The following is a 25,960-nucleotide window of genomic DNA, read 5'->3' as shown; positions in this document are numbered from 1 at the left end:
CATTTTCTGCAAAATCATCACATTATGTTTTAATCACGATCAATTGCATGAGCAAAATCCGCAATATCTGCTAAAGCCTGTTTAGCTTCTGGAAACCAAGTATTAAACATTTGGAAGTTATGCCACATGCCTGTGTAAAGTTTAAAGTGTACTTTGACTCCAGCCTTTTCTGCTTTTTCTCTAAAGCGTTTTGAATCATCCAGTAAAATTTCTTTTGAGCCGACTTGCACCAGTGTTGGCGGTAAGCCTTTAAGATCATCAAATAGAGGTGAAACACGCGGATCATCCGCTTGTACACCATCTTTTAAGTAATGATTAATTCCTGCTTGTAAGGCTTCAATAGAGAGCAGAGCATCATGTTTTTGATTAAAGCGTAATGATTCACTGGTGAGGGTCAGGTCTAAATAGGGTGACATTAAAATTAAACCGCTTGGCATGAGGTCAGGTTGTGCTTTTAACCGTAAGCACAATGCTAAAGCGAGATTGGCACCACAAGAATCCCCCGAAATAATAATATCTTTGGGTTGGATACCTTGTACTAATAGTGCTTGATAAACGTCAAAAATCGCATCAATTGCTTCAGGGAAAGCATGTTCAGGGGCTAAAGGATAATCCACATGAACCACTTGCATTTGCGTGCGCGCAGCAATATCAGTCATGAGGGCACGATGAGTATTTAAACTCCCCAAGAAAAAAGCGCCGCCATGAATATGAAAAATAAGTTGTGTGGCAGAAACTTGTGCTTTGATTTCTTCACCACACACGCCTGCTAAGCGCAATGGTCGAATTTGTACTGTCGGATTTTGGGGGAATAGACGACAAAGTTGGTCTAATAAAGGTCGCAAAGCATTCGGGGCCAAATTAAACTGACTCGGCGTACGAATGGTCGCTTTTAGTAATGATTCAGTAAAATAATATTTCCAAACAGTACCAAATTTCATAATTTTTCCATATTGTTAGGGCAGTATATAACTAAGAGAATTTTGACTCGTGTGCCTTGCGCTGTCATTACAGCAATGTTTTGTTGTTGCTCAGGCTATACCCAATAGTCATAATCAAGAATTGCAATATTGATAGAAATTCTCAATACTCTTAATCTTGAAAAGACCCCTTAAGGATATTACAAAAATGAAGAAAATTGCTTTAGCATTTGGATTGCTCGGTTTAACAACTTTTGCCAATGCTGCAGATGCATTAAATGGCTCAGTATGGCAAACCATTGATGATGAAACAAAACAACCAAAGGCGATTGTGAAGTTTACTGAGCAAAAGGACGGTTCATTAACAGCATCTATTCAAAAATTTTTGACTCCAGGTCAGGAAGAGGCCTGCTCTAAATGTGAGGGAACCTACCACAACAAATCACTTAAAGGTTTGACGATTGTGCGTAACCTGAAGAACGTGGGTGGAACAAATTATGACAATGGTTCAATTCTTGACCCTAAAAGCGGCAAAACCTACAAGTTGAAAGCTGAATTGACCGAGGGTGGCAAGAAGCTAAAACTACGTGGCTATATCGGTGTTGCAGCACTCGGTCGTAACCAGACTTGGGTTCGTGCTAACTAATTTGAGTTTGAACTGAAAAAAACCGAGTCCTGTGACTCGGTTTTTTATTTTATTTCTTTAAGCGGAGAGGTTTTGATAAGTCGCTTCATCAAAGCCAATGACAAAGCCTTCAGGCGTTTGTAAAACGGGACGTTTAATCAAACTCGGCTGAGCAATTAAAGTTTCAATCAAATTTTCCTGATTACTTGTTGCATGAGCCTGTTCTGCTTCGGTTAATTTACGCCAAGTCGTACCTTTTTTATTGAGAACCTTATCTGCGCCAATCTCTTTTAGCCAAATTGCTAAAGTGTCGGCATCAATCCCTTGTTTTTTATAATCATGAAATTCGTAAGAAATTCCTTTTGCTTGTAGTGCATCAAAGGCTTTTTTCATCGAATTACAATTTTTAATTCCATAAATTTTAAACATACTGAAAACCATAACAACACAATGAAAGATATGCGTTAAAGCCTAACTTAAAAGGCAGGGAATGTACCAGTTGAAAATTTTTATGAAGTGAATCGATGTTATGTATTAAGCGTAGATTAAATGACTAAATCTTTCTAATTTTTTGAACCAAATGGCTAAATACAAAGCAGAGGAAAAATATTTAATATCTAAAAAAGAGAAAACCCGCATCTAATCATCCTGATCATGCGGGTCTCATTTCAACGTCCAATGTCTCATCCTTGCAAATAAACTTAATCTAAGTTTATTTTGTCTTCCTACGGCGTCCTATCCCTTTTTGGTCATCCTGACCGCTTCCCTGTGCCGTGGTGCTATAATGCCGTTACAGCTGGTAAATAAAAATACACAAAAAACGACATAATATGTAAGCTAAAGATGCGGTCAAAGTGAACGTTTGTTCACTTATTCGTGTATTTTATAATCAATAATCACAGGTGCATGGTCACTAAACCATTGTTCTTTATACACCCAAGCATTTGCAGTGCGTGCTTTCCAATCAGGAGAGCAGGCTTGATAGTCGATACGCCAACCGACATTTTTCGCACGTGCTTGACCACGATTTGACCACCATGAATACAATTCGGCTTCTTTTCGTACCTCACGGAAGGTATCTACATAGCCAAGTTCATCATAAATATGGTCGAGCCATGCACGTTCATGTGGTAAACAGCCAGATGATTTCTGATTGCCTGACCAGTTTTTAATATCAATACGCTTATGCACGATATTGTAATCACCACACACGATGATCGATTTATTTTCATCTCGCCATTGTTTGAGTATTTGGGTGTATTCTTGAAGAAATAAATCCTTACGTGCTTGTGCTTCATCACCGCTTGAACCCGATGGCAAGTATAACGAAGCAATATGAACAGGGTGTGACAGACCTAAATCGAATTCCGCTGTGATAAAGCGTCCTTGCGAATCCGCCAGTTCAAAACCTAAGCCATTTTGTACAGAGACAAAGGGTAAGCGACTATAAATGGCGGTGCCTGCATAGCCCGCACGCTCTGCAGGGAATAGATGCGTGTACCAACCTTCTGGTTTAAATTTATGCGTCCATTGTTCATGGGTAATGCGACTTTCTTGCATACATACCACATCGGCATCGGACTGTTCTAACCACTCAAGCAGACCTTTGGTCACAGATGAACGTAGACCATTTACGTTAATTGAAACCACTCGAAGAATTTTTACATCACTTGGATAGCTATCCTTTGGTATCATACGTCTGTTTAACCTCAATTAAAGAATTTGGAGCACCTTATATGACAACGCCTGTGTCATTTCATCCGCAAGCTTTTATCGAACTCGCATTATCACGTGGTGTGCTTAAATTTGGTGAGTTTACCTTAAAATCAGGTCGTGTCAGTCCTTATTTCTTTAACGCAGGTTTGCTCAATGATGGCGAAGCGTTGTCTTTGTTAGCACAAGGCTATGCCGATAAATTGGTTCAGTGTGACAATGTCGGTGTGATCTTTGGTCCTGCGTATAAAGGTATTCCTTTTGTTGCGGCGACTGCGGTGGCGTTGTCTCAAGTACATGGCAAGAGCGTTCCTTGGGGTTTTAACCGTAAAGAAGCCAAAGATCATGGTGAAGGTGGTGTGTTGGTTGGTGCATCGGTTGCAGGTCAAAAAGTTTGGATTATTGATGATGTGATCACTGCGGGGACTGCGATTCGTGAAGTTGTGACTATCTTAAAGAATGCAGGGGCAACGATTGCAGGGGTGTTGGTTGCATTAGATCGTCAAGAACGTGGTCAAGGTGAGCTTTCTGCGATTCAGGAAGTACAAAAAGAACTTGAAATCCCTGTGCATGCTTTAATCACGATGAAAGATTTGATGGATTATTTAGATGCAAAAGGCGAGAAAGACGCTTTAGCCAATATGCAGGCGTATCGTGAAAAATATGGCATCTAAATTTTAAGCATAAAAGAAAAGGAAGCGAGGGCTTCCTTTTTTATTGAAAAATCATGTAAAAGTCGTTCCAATGGGCTAAACCCTATAACGGTTTATATTAAGATGTTGATGCTTATGGGAAAATTCCAAGCATTACGCATATGGCGTATTATGTTAATTTTAAAAAATCTAAATAAATGATACTTGTATTAAATAAAGTTTGATATATATTTAAATATACACAATAATAATTTCATGGATAAAACATCCAAGATAACAAGGTTTCAGCATGATTATTGATTTTACAATCGAAAATTTCTTATCTTTTAAAGAGCAACAAACTTTAAGTTTTGTCGCTGAGCCTCCTTATGATATTCATCCAGATCACTTGTTAGACACTCCAGAAAAAGGCTTAAAGCTCCTAAAAACTATTGTGATTTATGGTGCGAATGCTTCAGGGAAATCTAATTTTTTATCAGCAATCCATTTTCTTAAACAGTTGATCATTAATTCGACAGAAAAAAAGCTAGATGAACCTTTTGAGTTAATTCCATTTCTTCTAGATAAAAAACAAAAGAATGCCCCAACCTCTTTCGAGGTTAATTTCTTTTGTGCAGATATTAGATATAACTATTATTTGGTATTAGACAAAAAAAAAGTATTTCATGAACACCTTTCTTATTACCCTAAAAAGTATAAAAAGAACATTTTTACTAGAGATTTAAATGAATCTGGAGAATATGAATATAATATTGGTGCTGATTTAAAGCCGAAAAGAATCTATGAAGATACAGCCCTAAAAACGTTACCCAACGTTTTATACTTATCAAAGATGGTAAAAGAAAATAGTCAATTTTTAAAAACTATCTATGATTGGTTTGCTAACACCTTATCTGAACAATTTTCATTAGAGGATACCGCTAAAAGTATTCACTCTGACAATCAGTTTAAGGAAAATTTCTTAAAATTTTTAAAAGATCAAGATATTGATATTTTAGATATTAGTGTAGATAAAGGATCACTTGCCGAACAAATTATTAAAAATAATGATTTTACTCCAGAGGTTCAAGAAAGAATTATCGAAGATCTTAAAAACCGATATTACTACGACATTAAAACTTTCCACAAAAATTCAGATAATGAACTTGAACCATTTGATTTAGAATTAGAGTCTCAAGGGACACGTAAGCTTTTTGCTCTATCTTCATTATTATTGAATAATTATAAAAAATTTGAAAAGACTTTTTATGTCGATGAATTGAGCTCAGCATTGCACCCACTATTAGTTAAAAATTTTCTGAAAGAATTCAATAGGACTACTAATAATCAATTAATTTGCGTCACACATGATACTCACTTAATTAACCAAGAATGTTTGAGAAAAGATCAAATTTATTTTGTAGAAAAAGATAAATCTCAAGTTTCCTCTATCTATTCTTTGCTAGAATTCAATCCAAGAAACGATAGAGAAAACTGGGAGTTGCGCTATCTGACAGGAAGATATGGTGCTACTCCATTTTTTGGATAATTTGAGAATCAGATATGGGTAGTGACGATATAGCTAAAAAACGTATTTCTGCAAACAAAGAAAGACGGAACTCTCAAAAGGAAACTCGAAAAGCACGTAATGTTGGCAATCGTTCTATCATTCCTAATATTTTAATATTGACTGAGGGGTATTCAGAAAATATATACTTTAATAAACTAATCCAAATATTAAGTTTAGGTACTGTTAAATCAAGAAAAAGTATTAGTACAGCTTGTACAGGTATATTGAGAGAGGCTGAAGAAGAGGCTATCAAACTAAAAGATACAGAAATGGAGTTAAATTATATTTTCTGTATTTTTGACTTAGACACTGTAAGAAATAAAAGACATTTAGAAATTTTGTCAAAAATAAATTCTGATTTCACACAAATTATCCCTATTTATTCATTTCCTTGTATAGAGATTTGGTTTCTTCTCCATTATGAATGTAATCCTCGTCCATTCCAATCGAAAGGCAAGAAATCTATTGGTGATACTGTTAAAGAGCATTTTAAAAAGACATATGCACCTGAATACTCTGAAACTAATACAGATATTATTGAAGCGTTAGCCTCTCAATATAATCACGCTATTCATAATTCTATTCGACTATATGAGCAACAAGTACAGGTAAACTCAAATAACCCTATTACAAATATACATAGCCTTGTGCTATTACTAAAAAATATCTCAGATCGTACTCAAAATTACTCATTTGATGAGCAATATCAATGCTTTATTGAAACACACATTTAACATAAAATCTCTTATGTGAATCACTCTTCCTCACACTTCTTACATTCCAACATAACCCCTAATTTCTCTTTTCGCCCTTGCTCCGTCAACACCCAAGGGCGATTTTGCCACGGCGGATCATGGCGCACATGCTGACCATGCCCACAAGCGAGATCAGCAACCCAATGTCCTTCGTCGTCTAGATGAAATCCAACAATGGCTTGCTGCATTTATTCACTCAAACTTTCAAGTTTAGAATCCTCTAAACCCTTTAAAAAACGATGGCATAGATTATGAATTGCCACCAAATCATTCGGATCAACACCTAAAGAGCAGGCGAGTTTAAAAGGAATTAAGGTAATTTCATCTTTTGCAGACAGTGCTTTTTCCAGCAAGATTACCTTCTTCATACGCTCATCTTCTTTTACCGCAATGCGCTTTAAAAATTGCTTTTCTTCAAGTTTTTTAATAATTGGCGTCAGCGTGCCTGAATCAAAAAAGGTCTTCTGCCCTATTTCAGATAACGTCACATTGTCCTTTTCATATAAAGCCAGCAACACAATAAATTGCGGATAGGTCAGATCGTATTCCTGAAGCAAGGGACGATATTGACGAATCATCGCATTGGTCGCGGAATACATCGCAAAACACACTTGATTATCCAAGTAAGAAAATTCAGTCATGCTTTGCTCCTCAACGTCATCTTTGCGAAATCACAGTATAGTTTGATTAACATAAAAAGTATATTGCGTATAATTAACTTGCACACAATATAGTTGTGTGCAATATTAATTCACATAGCTGAACAAATACACAAAGCTATTAGGCAAATAAGATTGATTGAATTAGAGCGAGATGTTGTATGACCACAATTTATGATTTTCAGGCTGAACTTTTAGAAGGCGAGCAAAAGAACTTTGCAGACTATCAAGGCAAGGTTTTATTGGTGGTGAACACGGCAAGCCAATGTGGCTTAACCCCACAATTTGAAGGTTTGGAAAAGCTATATCAGGACTATCAACAACAAGGTTTAGTGGTTTTAGGCTTTCCGTGTAACCAGTTTGCTAACCAAGACCCATCAAGCAACGAAGAAATTGGCAGCTTCTGTCAGCGTAACTATGGTGTGTCATTTCCAATGTTTGCCAAAGTCGATGTGAATGGTTCAAATGCGCATCCGATTTATAAATATCTCACCTCAGAAGCCAAAGGCATCTTAGGTAGTGAAAGTATCAAATGGAATTTCACCAAGTTTTTGATTAACCAAAATGGTGAAGTCATCAAACGCTATTCACCAACGACTAAACCTGAAAAAATTAGCAAAGATATTCAAAAACTTTTGGCTTAATTTGATGCTGAAAGCGAATGCTGCACGAATTACTGGCAATAAAATCATTTGCCAGTAATTTTATAATTTTTATCACTCAGAAAATCGTCTATTTAAATAAATCGAATCTAGTGATCTGAATAAATTAGAATTTTTTAGATTTAAGAATTACATAACTTGTTTAAACATCATCACTAAACTTCGCTATACTTTTTGCCAAGATTAAAAATACGAGCGTCAAATTATGCGTGTACTTGTAGTGATGGACCCAATCGAAACGGTAAATCTTAAGAAAGATTCCACGATGGCAATGTTATGGGCGGCAAGTCGTCGCGGGCATGAATTGGGTTATGCATTACAACACAATTTATATATTGATCAAGGTAAAGCATTTGGTCTGATTGCACCGCTTAAAGTCTTTGAAGATTATGATCATTATTATGAGTTGGGTGACAAGCGCAAAGAGTCATTGGCTGACTACGATGTGGTGTTGATGCGCAAAGACCCGCCATTTGACATGAATTTTGTCTATACCACTTATATTTTGGAACAAGCAGAACGTGAAGGCGCGTGGATTATTAACAAACCCCAATCCCTACGCGACTGCAATGAAAAATTGTTTGCAACTCAATTCCCAGAACTTCAAGTGCCCACTTTAGTGACTTCACAACAAAGCCTGATTCGTGAATTTATTAAAGAACATGGCGATGTGATCGTAAAACCACTCGATGGAATGGGTGGAATGGGGATTTTCCGTTTATATCAAGATGGGGTAAATATCGGTTCGACTCTAGAAATGCTCACCGAAATGGGCACACGTCCAATCATGGCGCAACGTTATATTCCTGAAATCGTCGAAGGAGATAAGCGTATTTTGATGGTGAACGGTGAACCTGTACCGTATTGTTTGGCACGTATTCCACAAAATGGCGAAGTGCGTGGTAACTTGGCTGCGGGTGGTCTAGGTCAAGCGCGTCCACTTACTGAAAATGACAAAATGATTGCGGCAAAAGTCGGTCCTTTCCTGCGTGAAAAAGGTTTGGTTTTTGTGGGGCTTGATGTGATTGGTAATTATGTGACTGAAATAAATGTCACGAGCCCGACCTGTATTCGTGAGATTGATGCTCAGTTTGGTACCTCGATTGCAGATAATTTATTTGATGTGCTAGAAGCAGGGCGAAACAGCTAAGATTACGCCATTTTTGACCAAACTGCCCGTTTGCATTTGGATTAAATTTATGTGCAAATGGGCGTTTGGATATTGGTAGAACCTTGTTTTCAACAAAGAATTAAAAAAAGCTCAGCTTTCTGTTGTAAACAGGTGAAATTCGCTTTTCGTGAATGAAGCTTTAGGATTAGAATAACTTCCGAAAACAATAGACGATAACCTTCTTTTGAGTTGAAGAATTAGACCGTGACCAATTCGCTACAGAATAAACCTAAACATGTCATGATGATGGCCGCTGGCACAGGTGGACATGTTTTCCCTGCGCTTGCTGTTGCCAAACAACTGCAACAGGATGGCTGCCAAGTCTCTTGGCTAGCAACGCCTACGGGAATGGAAAATCGGTTACTCAAAGATCAAAATATTCCGATTTATCAAATTGATATTCAAGGCGTACGCGGTAATGGTATTTTACGTAAACTGAGTGCGCCATTTAAAATTCTAAAAGCAACATTAAGCGCGATGCGCTATATGAAGCAATTAAACATTGATGCTGTGGCGGGTTTCGGTGGTTATGTCGCTGGACCAGGTGGCTTAGCAGCACGTTTACTCGGTATTCCTGTGTTAATCCATGAACAGAATGCGATTGCAGGATTTACCAACACCCAATTGGCGCGTATAGCCAAGACCGTGTGTCAGGCTTTTCCAAATACATTTGCAAACAGTGATAAAGTCGTGACCACAGGTAATCCTGTACGTGCTGAGATTACTGCGATTTTGAACCCATCATGGCGTTATCAAACCCGTGAGCAAGCACAATTACCACTGAATATTTTGATTGTTGGTGGTTCACTGGGTGCACAAGCACTGAATGAGCGTTTGCCTGAAGCTTTGAAAAAGGTCAATGTTCCATTGAATGTGTTTCATCAATGCGGCCAAAATCAGCAAGAGATTACGCGTGAGCGTTACCAAGGCGCACCTTCGAGTTTGAATATTCAAGTTGAGCCTTTTATTCATGATATGGCAAGAGCCTACAGTGACGCTGATTTAATTATTTGCCGTGCTGGTGCATTAACGGTTACAGAAGTCGCAACTGCGGGTCTTGCTGCAGTGTTTGTTCCGCTGCCTATCGCAGTGGATGATCACCAGACTGCAAATGCGAAATTTTTAGCAAATGTCGGCGCTGCGAAAATTTGTCAACAAGCAGACATGACACCCACTGTTTTAGATGCGTTGTTAGCCACATTATTAAATCGCCAACTACTGTCTGAAATGGCAATTAAAGCACGTCAACAAGCACAACCGAATGCAACTCAGCATGTGGTTGATCTGATTAAAAAATTGTAATTCGAGTTTATTTATGTCTCCAACAAATCCAAACCAAGCCAAAAAGCTCATCAAAGTGCCAGAAATGCGCCGTATTAAACATATCCACTTTGTTGGGATTGGTGGTGCGGGGATGTGTGGTATCGCCGAGGTATTGGCCAATCAAGGTTATAAAATTTCTGGTTCAGACATCAAAGCCTCAAAGACCACAGCGCAACTCGAAAGCAATGGTATTAAAGTTTATATTGGGCATTCGGCTGAAAATATTAAAAATGCCAATGTACTCGTGGTATCAACTGCGATTGATCCTGAAAATCCAGAAATTAAAGCTGCGATTGAACAACGCACACCGATTGTACGTCGTGCAGAAATGCTGGGTGAGTTGATGCGTTATCGTCACGGTATTGCAGTCGCTGGAACGCATGGTAAAACCACAACGACTAGTTTATTAACGACGATGTTGGCAGAAGAAAATCTAGATCCAACTTACGTGATTGGTGGTTTGCTGAATAGCACAGGTGTCAATGCCGCACTGGGTGAAAGCCGTTTTATCGTAGCAGAAGCTGATGAGTCAGATGCATCTTTCTTGTATTTGCAACCGATGGCTGCGATCGTGACCAATATTGATGCAGATCATATGGACACCTATGAAGGTAGCTTTGATAAGTTAAAAGATACCTTTATTCAGTTCTTACATAATTTACCATTCTATGGTTTGGCAGTCGTTTGTGGTGATGATGCCAATATCCGTGAAATTCTTCCTCGTATTGGTCGTCCAACGCTGACCTATGGTTTTGGTGAAGATAACGATATTCGTGCTGTGGATGTGTTACAAGAAGGTATGCAATCGCACTTTACTGTACTGCGTAAAGATCGTGAGCCATTACGTGTCACCATCAATCAGCCAGGTTTGCATAATGTCTTGAATGCATTGGCTGCGATTGGTGTGGCAACTGATGAAGGTGTTTCTGATGGTGCGATTTGCCGTGCTTTAGAAGGCTTCAGTGGAGTGGGTCGTCGCTTCCAAGTTCAAGGTGAATTTGAGGTTGGTGAAGGCACTGTTAAACTCGTTGATGATTATGGTCATCATCCAAAAGAAGTTGAAGCAACGATTAAAGCAGCGCGTGCCAGTCATCCAGATCGCCGTTTGGTGATGTTGTTTCAACCACACCGTTTTAGTCGTACTCGTGATTGTTTTGATGATTTTGTCGATGTGTTATCGCAAGTGGATCAACTGTTATTACTGGAAGTCTATCCAGCGGGTGAAAAACCGATTGTGGGGGCGGATAGTCGAGCTTTGGCACGGAGTATTCGTCTACGTGGTCAAGTTGAACCGATTCTAGTTGATCCAGTTGATGGCAATTTGCCGAATGTTTTACAAAAAGTGTTACAAGCAAATGACTTGTTATTAACACAAGGCGCGGGTAACGTGGGCGCAATTTCGGTAGAATTGGCTCAGCATCGTTTGTATGCCAAATAATTTATTTTCGTGAATATAAAAGTTTTACAGTTTTAAGGATATAAACGTGTCAAATGCTGCAAAATTCGGCAAAGTTGCTGTGTTGTTTGGTGGGAAGTCAGCTGAACGTGCTGTGTCATTAGATAGTGGTCAAGCCGTTTTAGAGGCTTTGTTGCGCTCAGGTGTGCAAGCAGAAGCATTTGATCCACAAGAGCGAAGCGTGACTGAGTTGGTCGGTTATGATCGTGCTTTTATCGTATTGCATGGTCGTGGTGGTGAAGATGGTCAGATCCAAGGTGTGTTAGAGTGGTTAAACCTTGCATACACAGGTACGGGCGTGCAGGGTTCTGCGATTGGGATGGACAAAGTCAAAACCAAACAAATTTGGCAGGGCAGTGATTTACCAACCGCACCATACCGCATCATTACGAAAGACTCAGATCTGGATGCAGTCATTGCAGATTTAGGTTTGCCTGTGATTATCAAACCTGTGCACGAAGGTTCGAGTGTCGGGATGAGCAAGGTTGAGAAAGCAGAAGATTTTGCGGCTGCAATTGAAAAAGCGACACAGCATGATGCTGTGGTAATGGCTGAAAAGTGGATTACGGGTCGTGAATTCACCATTTCATTCTTGAATGGTCAGCCGTTGCCTGTGATTCGTTTACAGCCACCCGCAGACGTTGCTTTCTATGACTATGAGGCAAAGTATCAACGCAATGACGTGGAATATGGCATTCCTTGTGGTTTAAGCGAAGACGAAGAGAAAAGCTTACAAGCATTGTGTCTACGTGCTTTCCAAGCAGTCGGTGCAGAAGGTTGGGGGCGTATTGATGCAATGCAGGATGAGCAAGGCAATTTCTGGTTGTTAGAAGTCAATACCGTACCGGGAATGACCAGCCACTCGCTTGTACCTAAAGCCGCACAAGCGGTCGGTTATAGTTTTGATGAGCTTTGCCTAGCAATTTTAGAGCAAACTTTAGCAAAGTCGGCTTAATTATTCATGGCTCAACTTCCTGCATCAATGCGTCGTAAAACACGACCTGCCATCAGCTCTATTCATGAGAAACCGCCTTCGCCTAAACAAAAAATGGTGAACGCGGGTGGCTGGGCGTTGTTGATCATTGCTTTTATTGTATTGGCAATTGGTCTATATGGCTTATATAAAGTGATGACTGATGCAAAAGTCGCACAATTACAGGTGGTTGGGACTAATTCGGATATTGAAAATCAGCAGTTAGTACAATATCTAAGTCCAATAATCAAAGATAACTATTTCACTTCCGATTTAGAGCAAATTCGAGATCAGGCGTTAAAAGTGTCTTGGGTTGACCGTGTCGTGGTATCACGAGCTTGGCCGAATGGGATTCGTGTAAGAGTTATGCCGCGTCACGCAATTGCGCGCTGGGGAACAGGGCGTTTGCTCAGTGACAATGGTGATGTCTATAGTGAAGCTGTATTAAAAGTACATCCAAACTTGCCACTTTTACATGGGCCAGTCAGCCAATCCAAAATGATGATGCGTCGCTATAATGAAATTAATCAACTGTTTCATCCAGCGAATTTAAGATTAAAAGAATTGTATTTAACAGAGCGAATGACGTGGTTTATGCAGTTTGATTCAGGTCTACGGATTATTGTTGATCAAGATCAAACCATGAATAAGCTTCAACGCTTAAGCCATTTGGCACAAACGGATCTCAAACCTGTATGGTCGAAAATCTCAGCAATTGATTTGCGTTATCGAAATGGCCTTGCTATTCAATGGAAAAACGCAATCCCGCCAAAGATTGTCAATGGTCAGTTAGTTGTAACGATTGATGACACAAGCCTTGCAGGGGCAATTGAGGCAAAGCCATAATACGTGGCTTGAAAATAACAGGCAGTTTGCCCGTACTAAACAACAAAAGATATGGTAATGAAGTAATGAGTGAAGCTGTTTCCTCAGTTGTTGCGATTGATATTGGGACGCATAAAGTCTCAGTTTTGATTGGTAAGGTCCATGCACCGGATAAGATCCAAGTGATTGGCATGGCAACTGCTCGCAACCGAGGCATGGTTAAAGGCAAAATTGTAAGCTTGGATAAGGTGATTGCTGCGATTAAAAATGCAGTTTCTGAAGCCGAAGATATGGCGGAGTGTCGTATCCATAGCGCATGGGTGTCAATTCCAAGTACTGAATTGCAAAGTTTTTACGCATCAGGCCGTACACCAGTAGCTAATCATGATCATATTATTACGACAAATGAAGTGGTTAGAGCATTAGAGTTAGCCAAAGCGAGCCATGTATCGCCAGATTATTATTTTGCAAGTGCTGTTCCATTAGGCTTCGAGTTGGGCGATTCGGCTGAATGGGTGCAGAACCCAGTCAATATGTCGGCTCATAGCATGACCGGGCATTATCAATTGATGATGATGCCGATTAATACCATGCAAAACCTTGATCGTGCCATGAAAGGTGCAAATATCGGGGTAGAGAAAATGGTGGTATCTAGTTTAGCTACGGCTGAAGCTAGTTTGCTCAAAGATGAAAAAGAATATGGCGTATGTTTAGTTGATATTGGTGCAGGGATTACCAATATCGCAGTATATTTAGATGGTCGTTTAGCATTAGTACGTACCTTGCAACGTGGTGGTGAAAATGTGACCCGCGATATTGCAGCGGTTTTACAAACGACCACTGAAGAAGCTGAACGTATTAAAATTTTACATGGTTGTGTTGATCTCAGTGTAGTGAAACCTGACCATATGATTCAAGTGCAAGCGATTGATGGACAGCAGACCATTAGTCGTATTGAGCTTGCAGAAATTATTATTGCGCGTTATGAAGAAATCTTTACATTAATTCGTGAAGAGTTAGAGCATAGCGGGGCAATATATGGTTTATATCATGGTGTAGTACTCACAGGTGATGCTTGTCAAATTGAAGGTATGGTGAATTTGGCACGTCGTATGCTTGGAGTATCTGCACATTTAGGTAATCCACCTTTACAGGTCTATGCTGAAGACCAACATCTTGCTGCATTACGTCGTTCGATGTATGCGACAGCGTCAGGATTATTGATGTTTAGCCAAAGTGATTTGCAGGATGCAGTAGAAGAACCAGAAGAATCGAATGATCGAAGTTTTATGGATCGAGTGACCAATGGTTGGAATGCATTAAATAGCAAATTAAAAGCTATATTTTAAGTTGTACGTATTTTGGGGAAAATTTGTTAGGAAGTTGTAATAGTGAGCCGTTGTACTTGACAAGCTAGCTATTATTGAACAGCATCTTAACATCGGTTGTTTTAAAAATCAGGGCAGTAACGGGCTGAAGTGACTGCCATTTTATATATTAGGAAATCTAAAGGTCATGACCTCATTTGAATTGGTAGAAGATGAACTAGACGATGGCAACGGTCAAGCCCGTTTCACAGTATTTGGTGTCGGTGGTGGTGGTGGTAATGCCGTCCAACATATGGTGCAATCAGATATCCAAGGTGTAAAATTTATTTGTGCCAATACTGATAAACAGGCACTCGATAGCATGAATGCGCCTTTTAAAATTCAGATTGGTGAACAAAGTACGCGTGGTTTAGGTTGTGGTGGTAAACCAGAGATGGGGCAAATTTCTGGTGAAGAGAGTCGTGAGGTGATTCGCCAGCACCTTGAAGGCACAGATATGGTCTTTGTCACCGCGGGTATGGGTGGTGGTACTGGTACAGGTGCCGCTCCAGTGGTTGCAGAGGTCGCCAAAGAAATGGGCATCTTGACCGTGGGTGTGGTAACGACTCCGTTTAATTTTGAAGGTCGCCGCCGCCAAAAGTTAGCAGAAAAAGGTATTGAAGCTTTAGAAGAGCATGTTGATTCATTGATTATTATTCCAAACCAACGCTTACTCAGCGTTTATGGTGATATTTCAATGAAAGATGCTTATAAAAAGGCAGATGATGTATTACTTAATGCGGTACGGAGTATTTTTGATCTTGTAGTGAACCATGGTCATATGAATCTCGACTTCGCTGATCTGAAAACAGCTATGAGTACTCGCGGTTACGCAATGATGGGATCGGGTACAGGGCGTGGTGAAGATCGTGCTCGTCAGGCGGCTGAACAGGCTATCCGTAGCCCGTTGCTTGATAATGTGAATCTCACTAATGCAAAAGGTGCATTGGTGAATATCACAGGTGGCGAAGATATTACTGGACGCGAAATTGACATTATTTCAGAAGTAGTCAACCAGATTGTTGATTTGGATGAAGGTGAAATTTTCTATGGTACGGTATTTGACCCAGATTCGCGTGATGAGCTGCGTGTGACTGTAATTGCAACAGGTTTGACACGTAATGCCAATGATACCGAACCCAAAAAACGTACAGTAACTCATACGCCAACAGCAATCGCTAAAACCCAACAACCTGTAGATGAAGATGATGTTCCAGCGATCAGTAAACGTGCAAATGTAGACGCACCTGCTACAGCAGCGCCAAGTTCTACACCACGTTCATCGCCAATGAGTATTCAAGACTATCTGAAAAATCAGCAGCGTAAATAATAAAATCATATGTTTAGAGAAAGGGGGTAAGTAATTGCTCCCTTTTTTATTTTTTTAAAATGGCAAAATATGCTAAGTTATATCGGTTTTTGCAAATGAAGTTGTCATGGTATGGTGAAACAACGTACTCTCAAGCGTGTGGTGAAAGCGAGCGGTATTGGTCTGCATAGTGGTCAAAAGGTGCTGATTAATTTTGTTCCTCACCATGTTGATGGAGGTATTATCTTTCGCCGTATTGACCTCAATCCTCCTGTAGAAATTCCTGCGAATGCTTTACTCATTCAAGAAGCATTTATGTGTTCCAATCTTGTGCGAGAAGATATAAAAGTCGGTACGATTGAGCATGTGATGAGTGCTATAGCGGGATTAGGCATTGATAATTTAATCATCGAGGTCTCTGCTTCTGAAGTACCTATTATGGATGGCAGTGCAGGTCCATTTATCTATTTACTCATGCAAGGTGAGTTAGCAGAGCAAGATGCACCAAAGAAATTTATTAGAATTCTAAAACCTGTTGAAGCACTTATTGAAGATAAGCGTGCTATTTTCACCCCGCATTCAGGTTTTCAACTCAATTTTACGATTGATTTTGATCATCCCGCATTTGCTAAAGAATACCAATCCGTGTCGATTGATTTTTCAACGGAAACTTTTGTATACGAAGTCAGTGAAGCGCGAACTTTTGGCTTTATGAAAGATCTTGATTATTTAAAGGCGAATAATTTGGCTTTAGGGGCGAGTTTAGAGAACGCGATTGGTGTTGATGATACAGGTGTGGTCAATGAAGAGGGATTACGCTTTGCTGATGAGTTCGTGCGTCATAAGATTTTAGATGCTGTTGGTGATTTATATTTATTGGGTCATCAGGTAATTGCTAAGTTTGATGGCTATAAATCAGGGCATGCACTCAATAATCAGCTGTTACGCAATGTTCAAAATGATCCGAGCAGTTATGAAATTGTAACATTTAATAACGATAATGATTGTCCAATTTCTTATGTGAGTGTGATATAAGTCATTGTCTTTTATTGGTTGTGTTATATTATAACAATAAAAGTTGAGATTTAGTTCACATAAAATAAGTGTATATTTCAATACCTAAGATAAGTAGTTTACTTTTTATTGCTTGCCAAACGTAGTAAAGCTTGGCTAAGCTTAGGGTCGCTCACATATTCAGCGGCGCTGCGTAACTGCTCTTGGGTTTCTGAAGAAAGTGTTTTAGATGGGGGAGAAGGTTCACGAGGAACATTCATTTTGTTTCTTAGGCGAACTTGGATTTTTCGTAAGTCTTCGAGTCCTTCTAATTGAGCTAACTGCGCAACATAGTTGCTTTGTAAATAGCTGAGTTGACTAATCATCGCTTGATTTTCACCAGTTATGATCAGAACGCCATGTTGATAACAAACAACCTGCCATTGCTCTGGTTGGGGCAGTATAGGTTGAATAATTTTCGTAAGTTGTTTCCATCGAGTCACTTGCGTAGTCAGAAACGTTAAGTTTCCAGTTTTTATGTGTTGTCCTTTCTGTTGAAAAACGTTGCTAGGTTCAGACATGTTAACTTCCTTCGAGGTTATCGGCTCATCTTAAGCGTTCATTTTAACTGTTATCAAGGAAGAGATGATAAAGGAACTATTTAAGGACTGTTTCAAGAGGTTTTTTTATGCATATGCGTCGTATTTTACTTGCATTCTCACTCGCTGCTTCAGCCGCTTCAGTTGCTTTTGCAGATTATCAAAATATTGGTCAAGCAACAGATGGTGACCGCCTAGAGCAATTATCTAAAACCTTAGCACAAGGTTCTTATAGCCATCCTGATGATATTGATTTGCCTGCCGTATCGAATGTATCAGTTAAATTGCGCGAAAAAACCATTGAATTGAATAATGCTACGATCGAAAGAAAATATGGTCGTTCAGCGATTTCATCGACTGCCGAAGATAATGCACCATCTTTTTCAGCAAATACACGTTATTCGTGGTTAGTTAATCACCCACTTCAAGAAGGGCGGGTAAGTTCAACATGGGGTAACCGTACCTTATTAGGAACGACACGTCATCATTCGGGTGTTGATTTAGCGGCACCATCAGGTACAGCTATTTATTCAACAGGTTCTGGTGTTGTAACCAAATCAGGTTGGGGGTCAGGTTATGGTCAATATGTTGAAATCGATCATGGCAACGGTTATATCACTCGTTATGCTCACGCTTCACGCTTAATGGTGAATGCGGGTGATCGCGTTAGTGCAGGCGAACATATTGCCAATGTAGGCTGTACTGGACGTTGTACGGGACCACATTTGCATTTTGAAGTTGTCAAAGATGGTCAACGTAAAAATCCAACAACTTATCTTGCCATGTTGCCTTAAGCTAATTTGTTAACAGTTGTATATTAAATTTAAAAAGAAAGCGCCTTAATTGGCGTTTTTTTATGTTTTTTGTTTCATTTGAGTCAATGACTATTTAGCAAGAAAATATTAAGGAATTTTGTATTCATTTGGGGCGATACCTGCATAGCACCAAAACATGATAAATATATAAGGTCAAAATAACTTAAGGGAAAAGGTGAATTGTATGGCGTTTTATGGCGACTCAGACGCGCAGGAAACCCAGGAATGGCAAGAAGCATTTGATTCAGTATTACAACATATGGGCACGGAACGCGCCGCATTCTTATTAGAAAAACTTTATCAACAGGCTATTGCAAAACATGTTCCGATCCAACGCTTAAATACACCTTATCTCAATACGATTTCTGTTGAAGAACAACCAGCGATGCCAGGCGACCAAGATATGGAGCGTCGTATTCGTGCTTTAATTCGTTGGAATGCCTTGGCGATGGTATTACGTGCCAATAAAACAGGCGATGACCTTGGTGGGCATCTTGCCAGCTTCGCATCTTCCGCCACTTTGTACGATGTGGGCTTTAACCATTTCTTTCGTGCTGCCTCGGACAATTTCGGCGGTGACATGATTTATTATCAGGGTCATTGTGCCCCTGGTATTTACGCACGTTCATTTTTGGAAGGGCGTTTAACTGAAGATCAATTGAATAATTTCCGCCGTGAAGTGGGTGGTAATGGTCTTCCGAGTTATCCACATCCGTATTTAATGCCGGACTATTGGCAATTCCCAACTGTATCCATGGGTTTGGGTCCAATTATGTCGATTTACCAAGCACACATTCAAAAGTACTTGATGAATCGTGGTTTGATCAAAGAAGAAAATCGTAAAGTCTGGGCATATCTGGGCGATGGTGAGATGGATGAGCCAGAAAGCACAGGTGCAATTTCACTTGCGGGTCGTGAAAAATTAGACAATCTCATTTGGGTTGTAAACTGTAACTTACAGCGTCTCGATGGTCCTGTACGTGGTAACGGTAAAATTATTCAAGAATTAGAATCTTTATTCCGTGGTGCGGGCTGGCGTGTCATTAAAGTGGTGTGGGGCCGTCATTGGGACCCACTACTGGCTAAAGACAGCACTGGTGCTTTAAAAGCGGTTATGGAAGAAACACTGGATGGCGAATACCAACGCTTACAAGTGAAGGGCGGTGCATATGCACGCGAAAAATTCTTTGGTAAATACCCAGAAGCGGCTGAGTTGATTAAAGACTTAAGCGATGAAGATATTGATAATCTAAATCGTGGTGGTCATGACCCGTACAAAGTTTTTGCAGCCTATGCAGAAGCATGTACAGCCAAAGGTCAACCAACTGTAATCTTAGCGAAAACTGTTAAAGGTTATGGCTTGTCTGATGAAATTGAAGCAGTAAACAAAACGCATCAAATCAAAAAGATGCAAATCGAATCTTTAAAATATGTACGTGATCGCTTCAATTTGCCATTTAACGATGAGCAATTAGAAGAAGTACCTTTCTATCGTCCAAGCGAAAACTCGCCTGAATTGAAATATATGAAGGCGCGTCGTGAAGCGTTAGGCGGTTATCTACCTGCACGTCGTAAAGAGAGTGAAACTTTAGCGATTCCTGAATTATCAGTATTTGATGCTGTATTAAATGGCTCTGGCGGTAAAGAGCAATCGACCACGATGCTGATGGTTCGTTTAATTGCTGCATTATTGAAAGAAAAAGCAATTAAAGACCGTGTCGTTCCAATCGTTCCAGATGAAGCACGTACTTTTGGTTTAGAAGGGATGTTCCGTCAGCTTGGTATTTATGCTGCTCACGGTCAAAAATATACGCCTGAAGATCAAGAACAGTTGATGCATTATCGTGAAGCAAGTGACGGTCACATGCTGCAAGAGGGGATTAACGAAGCAGGTGCGATGAGTGCGTGGGCTGCATTGGCAACCAGTTATTCAACCAATAACTTGCCGATGATTCCAATGTACATGTACTACTCAATGTTTGGTTTCCAACGTATTGGGGATATTGCATGGGCTGCGGGTGATGCACAGGCACAAGGTTTCTTACTTGGTGCGACTGCTGGCCGTACCACATTGAATGGTGAAGGTTTACAGCACCAAGATGGTCATTCACATATCTTGGTGAACACCATTCCAAACTGTGTATCTTATGATCCATGTTTTGGTTATGAATTGGCTGTGATCGTACACGATGGTTTACAACGCATGTATGTGAACCAAGAGCGAGTGTTCTATTACTTAACCGTAATGAACGAAAACTACGAGCATCCTGCAATGCCAGAAGGCGCTGAGGAAGGCATTAAACGTGGTATGTACTTGTTCGAAAAAGATGAAAAAGCAACAGTTCAATTATTGGGTTCAGGTGTCATTCTTCGTGAGGTGATCAAAGCTGCGAAAATCTTACGTGATGAATACCAAATCCATTCAAACGTTTGGAGTGTAACCAGCTTCAATGAGTTGTCACGTGATGGGATGGCATGTGAAGAATATAACCGCTTACACCCGCTTGCGCTTGCTGAAGAAGTGAAAGAATCTTGGGTATCTAAACAGTTACGTGGTACTGAAGGTATTGTTGTTTCTGCGACAGATCATATGCGTGCGTACAGTGAACAAATCCGTGCATATTTACCAGATGGTCGTCCATTTGTTGCATTAGGTACAGATGGTTATGGTCGTTCAGATACTCGTGCTAACTTACGTAGTTTCTTTGGTGTTGACGCTGCACATATCGTGGTTGCGACTTTGAAAAAACTAGCGGACGAAGGTGAAGTGGATGCACGTTTAGTGAAAGATGCAATTTCTAACTTTGAGTTAGATACGGATCGTCCAGTGGCATGGGCGCCACAAGCGCATCCAGAAGTTCAGGCAGTTGCTGAATACAATGAAACACAAACAGGTGAGGGGAAATAATTATGCAAATCCAAGCACCTGATATTGGCGTAGATAAAGCACTTGTTGTAGAAATCTTGGTCAAAGTCGGCGACCAAGTTGCAGTTGACGATAGCCTTCTGGTTTTAGAGTCAGATAAAGCAACGGTAGAAGTACCAAGCACTGCGGCAGGGATCATTAAAAGTATTCTGGTTCAACAGGGCGATGAAGTGACTGAAGGCATCGCATTGATTGAGTTAGAGTCTGAGTCTGCCGCTGAAGCACCTGCAAACGATGCACCGAAGTCAGAAGAGCCAAAAGCAGAAGTAAAACCTGTCGAAGCTGAAACAAAAGCACAACCAGTTGCCGCTCTAGCAGCGACAGCAAGCCAGATTGTGGATGTAAAAGTTCCCGATATCGGTGTGGAAAAAGCGCTGGTTGCAGAAGTATTGGTCAAAGTGGGTGATCAGATTGAACCTGAACAAAGTATTGTGGTGGTTGAATCGGACAAAGCGACTGTAGAAGTCCCAAGCTCGGTAGCGGGGATTGTGGAAGCGATCCAGATTAAAGAAGGCGATAGCATTAAGGAAGGTGTGGTCTTGATTCAGGTCAAGACTGCAAGTTTGGCTGCTGCACCAGAACCACAAGCAACTCCAACTCAAACAGAAGCGCCAGTCGCAACGACTGAGGCACCAGTTGCAACGAATACCTCAACGGGTCATGTTGAAATTGAAATACCTGATCTAGGTGTAGAAAAAGCTCTTGTTTCAGAAATTCTGGTCAATGTTGGTGATCGTGTTGAAGCTCAACAGAGCCTATGCGTGGTTGAATCAGATAAGGCATCGGTTGAAGTACCAAGCTCGGTTGCAGGGATTGTGAAAGCAATCCATGTGTCTGCGAATCAAGAAGTTCGTCAAGGCATGGCATTAGCAACGATTGAAGTGAGTGGCTCGACCGCTGCACCAACAGCAGCGCCAAAAGCTCAACCAGCCGCTACGCCTGCGACTCAAGCAGTACCAGCAAAACCACAGACGGCAGCGACAGCAGCCCCAAGTGCACCTGCACAAGCTGAGAAACTGACCAAAGCGCAAGAAGCTGACAATGCCAAGGTGTATGCGGGTCCAGCCGTGCGTAAACTGGCACGTGAGTTAGGTGTTGTTCTTGGGCAGGTCAAAGCATCAGGTGAGCACGGTCGTGTGATGAAGGACGATGTCTTTGCTTATGTGAAAACACGTCTGACCGCACCACAACCGACTGCTGCAACGCAAGCCGCTCCAGTGGCTTCAGGCTTACCGAAGTTACCAGACTTTAGTTCATTTGGTGGCGGTGAAGTGAAAGCGATGACGCGTTTACAGCAAGTGTCTGTGCCACAGCTGTCATTGAATAACTTTATTCCGCAAGTGACGCAGTTTGACTTGGCGGATATTACCGAGCTTGAAGCATGGCGTGGCGAACTGAAAGATGGCTTTAAAAAACAAGGCTTGAGCTTAACCATCTTGGCTTTTATTGCCAAAGCGGTTGCGCACTTGTTAAAAGAAGAGCCGTATTTTGCGGGGCATTTGGCTGATGATCAGAAGTCAGTATTATTGCGTAACGAAATTCATATGGGTATTGCGGTTGCAACCCCAGATGGTTTAACAGTGCCTGTATTGCGCAATCCTGATCAAAAATCAATTAAGCAAATTGCAGCAGAATTGGCTGAACTCAGCCAAAAAGCCCGTGATCGTAAATTGTCACCGAAAGATCTACAAGGTGCTAACTTTACCATCACCAGCTTAGGCAGTATTGGTGGTACTGCATTTACCCCGTTGGTCAATTGGCCGCAAGTCGCGATTTTAGGTATATCTCCTGCAACCATGCAACCTGTGTGGAATGGTAAAGACTTTGATCCGCGCTTAATGTTGCCGTTGTCATTGTCTTATGACCACCGTGTGATTAATGGTGCTGACGCAGCACGTTTTACCAATAAGTTGACCAAGCTTTTAAAAGATATTCGTAGCCTATTGCTCTAGTACTTTTTAACGATGGAAACCTCGCATATGCGAGGTTTTCTATTTTATAGCATTAAAAAATCGACTTTATTTGTGCAAGCTTTTGTCTAAAATTAATATAGTTGAAAGAAGTATTTATTCGGAATAAGGAGCAAGGATGTTAATCATTTATCGAGTTGTATTACCGATATTACTGATTATTTTTGTATTAATGGGCTTGTGGGTCAATTTTCTACATTTTGCATCAGATTGGGTGATGTACATCGTCATGGGTTTGGAAGTGTTAGCTGCAACAATTGTGGTTAGCATGGAATATCAAGCTCAAAATGTTGGTGGTGCAAGTGGTTGGGGGATTTTTGGTTTTTTTGGCTTGAGTGTGAATTTAGCTTTGTTATTGGGGATTGCCCGTTTGCTAATTTGGGGTTACCAAAAATTTTGGGCATAGTGATTTAAAAAATTTAAAGAGTTTGATAAACTAATATCACTTCATTGGGGAGTAGCCGCTCTTTACGCAAAGTAAAGAGGTGATGGTCAACATAATTGTTCCACAGAACATGGTCATCATAGCAAAGAACCAAGAACAGCTGTTTAGCTGTGCTTTTGTTGGCAAGACCTTTGATTTACCACTCTGCATCAATCTATTTGATTTTGGCTAGCAGGAGGGGTAGGTCATCGGTATATTTTGCTAGCCAGAGCATTCAACTATGTATGAATTCCTCATCTCCACATCAATTGTTGCCCTTGCTGAAATGGGCGATAAAACGCAATTGCTGGCATTATTACTCGCGGCACGTTTCCGTAAACCCGTTCCGATTTTAATTGCAATTTTACTGGCTACCACGATTAATCATGGTATCTCTGCGGTATTAGGTCAATGGATTACGACTGTCCTAAGTCCTGAAATTCTATTATGGATTTTGGCACTTGGTTTTATTGGTATGGCGATTTGGATGCTCATTCCTGATGAATTAGGGGATGAAACTGAAAGTATTAATAAATGGCAAAAATTCGGCGTATTTGGTGCAACTTTTATTCTATTTTTCTTGGCTGAAATTGGTGATAAAACCCAAATTGCTACAGTTGCTTTAGCTGCACGTTTTGACAGTATTTTTTGGGTCATGTGTGGTACAACGCTTGGCATGATGTTGGCGAATGCGCCAGCAGTATTTATCGGCGATAAGTTAGCAGATAAGTTACCAATTTCACTTATTCATAAAATTGGTGCTGCGATTTTCTTAGTCGTTGGTATTTCAACCTTGGTACAGCATTATTTCTTCTAATTAAATTTAAATCGCAAAAAAGATCCATCATTTATGCATGGATCTTTTTTTATAAATTATGATAAAAGTACAATATTTGATTGAAACAATAATAAAATCCCATTATTTTATTAAGGAATTAAAATATTTCATATTTAAAAAATTTTTATGGGGTTGATATGAGTTTTGAGCGGACTACATCGCAAATACTATTTGATAATGGTACGCATAAATGCATTAGTTTTACCAGTTTGGTCAAGGGCGAAGGCATTCAAGCCAATCAATTTTTAATTATTGATCACGATCGTGCAGCGGTTCTAGATCCAGGTGGTGATCTCACCTATGTTCCTTTAACCATGGAGTTAAACCGCTATACCAAATTGAAAAATTTGGATTATGTGATGGCATCCCATCAAGACCCCGATATTATTACTTCGATGCCACGTTGGTTAGTTTATACCGATGCGAAAGTAGTGGCGTCTAAATTATGGGCACGCTTTTTACCGCACCTAAACTCAGCATTTATGAGTGATCGAATGAAAGGGAATTGGGAAGATCGCTTAATTGAGCTTGCCGATACTGGACAAGTGATTCCTTTAGGTGAATCAGCAATCGTAGCGATTCCTGCTCACTTTTTGCATTCGGTGGGCAACTTCCAGTTTTATGATCCAGTCGCCAAAATTCTTTTTTCAGGGGATATGGGTGCCTCAATTGTTGATGATGCCAGCCAGCCGATTGCCGATTTTGAAGCTCACATCAAGAAGATGAAAGGCTTCCACCAGCGTTATATGTGTTCCAACAAGGTCATCCGTTTATGGGTGAATATGGTTCGCCAGATGGACCTCGACATGATTGTGCCGCAGCATGGCACCGCATTTGTTGGAAAAGAGATGATCAACCAGTTTCTGGACTGGATTGAGGGTCTGGAATGTGGCGTAGATTTAATGAATGAGTATGTGTTTAGTTGTCCTACCTAAATGAATTCATAATATTTTTTCTATAAATCTATTGTGTTCATCAACAACTTTTCTTAGGATTCAAGTTACAAAAAATTAATTTGATAACGAGAATTTTAAGAAAAATGTTGTCTCAAGTTGCAAGCTCAGATGCATGCGTGAGTTGTGGTGCATGCTGTGCAAATTATCGTGTTTCTTTTTATTGGGCTGAAGCAGAACGGATGCCTGCAAACATGGTCGAACCGCTCACAGCCGTTTATTCTTGTATGAAAGGTACCAACCAAGCTCAAGTCAAATGTATCGCATTACAAGGAGAAGTAGGACAGCAAGTCAGTTGTTCGATCTACGCCATTCGAAGCTCAACGTGTAAAGAGGTTCAGATTGCGGATGATCATTGTAATAAAGCACGACTTGCGCACAATCTCATCCCATTGATTAATATTGAACAACAAGATTCAGAAAATAATGAGAATTATGATCAAGTTTGTTAACTGTATCGATGTTGCTTAAATGACATAAGG

General features: G+C 40.3%; 26 protein-coding genes and 1 riboswitch. Of the genes, 20 read left to right on the top strand and 6 right to left on the bottom strand.

What is annotated here, in order from left to right:
- Positions 1-29: 29 nt before the first annotated feature.
- Positions 30-941, bottom strand: coding sequence for an alpha/beta hydrolase (locus M5121_RS03890; protein WP_249570409.1), 912 nt, complete (start codon positions 939-941; stop codon positions 30-32).
- A 187-nt stretch (positions 942-1,128) separates the two neighbouring features.
- On the opposite strand from M5121_RS03890, the gene M5121_RS03885 reads away from it, so the two are divergent.
- Positions 1,129-1,566 (top strand): DUF2147 domain-containing protein, encoded by a 438-nt coding sequence (locus M5121_RS03885; RefSeq protein ID WP_249570408.1) that lies wholly within the window; start codon positions 1,129-1,131, stop codon positions 1,564-1,566.
- 57 nt (positions 1,567-1,623) lie between these two features.
- On the opposite strand, the gene M5121_RS03880 is transcribed toward M5121_RS03885, so the two are convergent.
- Both M5121_RS03880 and M5121_RS03875 read right to left on the bottom strand, forming a co-directional pair.
- Positions 1,624-1,974 (bottom strand): arsenate reductase, encoded by a 351-nt coding sequence (locus M5121_RS03880; protein WP_087537239.1) that lies wholly within the window; start codon positions 1,972-1,974, stop codon positions 1,624-1,626.
- Positions 1,975-2,415: 441 nt separating this feature from the next.
- Positions 2,416-3,240, bottom strand: a complete 825-nt coding sequence (locus tag M5121_RS03875) for an exodeoxyribonuclease III (protein ID WP_249570407.1) — start codon at positions 3,238-3,240, stop codon at positions 2,416-2,418.
- Between the two features lie 41 nt (positions 3,241-3,281).
- Here M5121_RS03875 and pyrE point away from each other — a divergent pair, with 41 nt between their 5' ends.
- From pyrE to M5121_RS03860, 3 genes are all read left to right on the top strand, one after another.
- A complete protein-coding gene (pyrE, locus tag M5121_RS03870; RefSeq protein ID WP_249570406.1) occupies positions 3,282-3,932 on the top strand; it encodes an orotate phosphoribosyltransferase in 651 nt (216 codons plus the stop codon).
- A gap of 268 nt (positions 3,933-4,200) precedes the next feature.
- Positions 4,201-5,439: an AAA family ATPase gene (locus M5121_RS03865; RefSeq protein WP_243483774.1), complete on the top strand. Its 1,239-nt coding sequence runs from the start codon at positions 4,201-4,203 to the stop codon at positions 5,437-5,439.
- A gap of 14 nt (positions 5,440-5,453) precedes the next feature.
- The gene (locus M5121_RS03860) at positions 5,454-6,194 is read left to right on the top strand and encodes an RloB family protein (protein WP_249570405.1); all 741 of its coding nucleotides are present in this window, start codon (positions 5,454-5,456) and stop codon (positions 6,192-6,194) included.
- A 20-nt stretch (positions 6,195-6,214) separates the two neighbouring features.
- Here M5121_RS03860 and M5121_RS03855 read toward each other — a convergent pair whose 3' ends face one another.
- Complete coding sequence (locus M5121_RS03855; RefSeq protein WP_249570404.1) at positions 6,215-6,403, bottom strand: DUF3565 domain-containing protein; 189 nt, start codon at positions 6,401-6,403, stop codon at positions 6,215-6,217.
- Positions 6,404-6,856, bottom strand: coding sequence for a MarR family winged helix-turn-helix transcriptional regulator (locus M5121_RS03850; protein ID WP_087547614.1), 453 nt, complete (start codon positions 6,854-6,856; stop codon positions 6,404-6,406).
- A gap of 179 nt (positions 6,857-7,035) precedes the next feature.
- On the opposite strand from M5121_RS03850, the gene M5121_RS03845 reads away from it, so the two are divergent.
- From M5121_RS03845 to lpxC, 9 genes are all read left to right on the top strand, one after another.
- Positions 7,036-7,518 (top strand): glutathione peroxidase, encoded by a 483-nt coding sequence (locus M5121_RS03845; protein WP_125280673.1) that lies wholly within the window; start codon positions 7,036-7,038, stop codon positions 7,516-7,518.
- Between the two features lie 223 nt (positions 7,519-7,741).
- Complete coding sequence (gshB, locus tag M5121_RS03840) at positions 7,742-8,686, top strand: glutathione synthase (protein WP_249570403.1); 945 nt, start codon at positions 7,742-7,744, stop codon at positions 8,684-8,686.
- Between the two features lie 225 nt (positions 8,687-8,911).
- On the top strand, positions 8,912-10,009 hold the full coding sequence (murG, locus tag M5121_RS03835; RefSeq protein WP_249570402.1) for an undecaprenyldiphospho-muramoylpentapeptide beta-N-acetylglucosaminyltransferase: 1,098 nt from the start codon (positions 8,912-8,914) through the stop codon (positions 10,007-10,009).
- A 13-nt stretch (positions 10,010-10,022) separates the two neighbouring features.
- Positions 10,023-11,468, top strand: coding sequence for a UDP-N-acetylmuramate--L-alanine ligase (gene murC, locus M5121_RS03830; RefSeq protein ID WP_087547618.1), 1,446 nt, complete (start codon positions 10,023-10,025; stop codon positions 11,466-11,468).
- A gap of 46 nt (positions 11,469-11,514) precedes the next feature.
- Complete coding sequence (locus tag M5121_RS03825; protein ID WP_249570401.1) at positions 11,515-12,441, top strand: D-alanine--D-alanine ligase; 927 nt, start codon at positions 11,515-11,517, stop codon at positions 12,439-12,441.
- A gap of 6 nt (positions 12,442-12,447) precedes the next feature.
- Positions 12,448-13,305 carry a cell division protein FtsQ/DivIB gene (locus M5121_RS03820; RefSeq protein ID WP_249570400.1) on the top strand — a complete coding sequence of 286 codons (858 nt, stop codon included), beginning with the start codon at positions 12,448-12,450 and terminating at the stop codon, positions 13,303-13,305.
- A gap of 65 nt (positions 13,306-13,370) precedes the next feature.
- Positions 13,371-14,633 carry a cell division protein FtsA gene (gene ftsA / locus M5121_RS03815; protein ID WP_087543588.1) on the top strand — a complete coding sequence of 421 codons (1,263 nt, stop codon included), beginning with the start codon at positions 13,371-13,373 and terminating at the stop codon, positions 14,631-14,633.
- Positions 14,634-14,799: 166 nt separating this feature from the next.
- A complete protein-coding gene (ftsZ, locus tag M5121_RS03810; RefSeq protein ID WP_249570399.1) occupies positions 14,800-15,981 on the top strand; it encodes a cell division protein FtsZ in 1,182 nt (393 codons plus the stop codon).
- A 111-nt stretch (positions 15,982-16,092) separates the two neighbouring features.
- Positions 16,093-16,995: a UDP-3-O-acyl-N-acetylglucosamine deacetylase gene (gene lpxC / locus M5121_RS03805; protein ID WP_249570398.1), complete on the top strand. Its 903-nt coding sequence runs from the start codon at positions 16,093-16,095 to the stop codon at positions 16,993-16,995.
- 98 nt (positions 16,996-17,093) lie between these two features.
- Here the strand turns inward: lpxC and M5121_RS03800 are convergent, their stop codons facing one another.
- Positions 17,094-17,534 carry a DUF721 domain-containing protein gene (locus M5121_RS03800; protein ID WP_249570397.1) on the bottom strand — a complete coding sequence of 147 codons (441 nt, stop codon included), beginning with the start codon at positions 17,532-17,534 and terminating at the stop codon, positions 17,094-17,096.
- Between the two features lie 107 nt (positions 17,535-17,641).
- On the opposite strand from M5121_RS03800, the gene M5121_RS03795 reads away from it, so the two are divergent.
- The 7 genes from M5121_RS03795 (at position 17,642) to M5121_RS03765 (ending at position 25,930) form a co-directional block, all read left to right on the top strand.
- Positions 17,642-18,346, top strand: coding sequence for a M23 family metallopeptidase (locus tag M5121_RS03795; protein ID WP_087537051.1), 705 nt, complete (start codon positions 17,642-17,644; stop codon positions 18,344-18,346).
- A gap of 205 nt (positions 18,347-18,551) precedes the next feature.
- Positions 18,552-21,275: a pyruvate dehydrogenase (acetyl-transferring), homodimeric type gene (gene aceE / locus M5121_RS03790; RefSeq protein ID WP_249570396.1), complete on the top strand. Its 2,724-nt coding sequence runs from the start codon at positions 18,552-18,554 to the stop codon at positions 21,273-21,275.
- Between the two features lie 2 nt (positions 21,276-21,277).
- Positions 21,278-23,245 (top strand): 2-oxo acid dehydrogenase subunit E2, encoded by a 1,968-nt coding sequence (locus M5121_RS03785; protein WP_249570395.1) that lies wholly within the window; start codon positions 21,278-21,280, stop codon positions 23,243-23,245.
- Positions 23,246-23,381: 136 nt separating this feature from the next.
- Positions 23,382-23,669, top strand: a complete 288-nt coding sequence (locus M5121_RS03780) for a hypothetical protein (protein ID WP_046739814.1) — start codon at positions 23,382-23,384, stop codon at positions 23,667-23,669.
- Positions 23,670-23,703: 34 nt separating this feature from the next.
- Positions 23,704-23,845, top strand: a riboswitch (yybP-ykoY riboswitch).
- An 83-nt stretch (positions 23,846-23,928) separates the two neighbouring features.
- Positions 23,929-24,504 (top strand): TMEM165/GDT1 family protein, encoded by a 576-nt coding sequence (locus tag M5121_RS03775; RefSeq protein WP_087537048.1) that lies wholly within the window; start codon positions 23,929-23,931, stop codon positions 24,502-24,504.
- Positions 24,505-24,662: 158 nt separating this feature from the next.
- On the top strand, positions 24,663-25,460 hold the full coding sequence (locus tag M5121_RS03770) for an oxygen-binding di-iron domain-containing protein (protein ID WP_249570394.1): 798 nt from the start codon (positions 24,663-24,665) through the stop codon (positions 25,458-25,460).
- Positions 25,461-25,564: 104 nt separating this feature from the next.
- Positions 25,565-25,930 (top strand): YkgJ family cysteine cluster protein, encoded by a 366-nt coding sequence (locus M5121_RS03765; RefSeq protein ID WP_004659898.1) that lies wholly within the window; start codon positions 25,565-25,567, stop codon positions 25,928-25,930.
- Positions 25,931-25,960: the final 30 nt, after the last annotated feature.

It is taken from the genome of Acinetobacter sp. ANC5681 (genome assembly GCF_023488045.1).
In the GTDB taxonomy this organism is placed as follows: domain Bacteria; phylum Pseudomonadota; class Gammaproteobacteria; order Pseudomonadales; family Moraxellaceae; genus Acinetobacter.
This window is presented reverse-complemented; position numbering and strand designations above follow the sequence as displayed.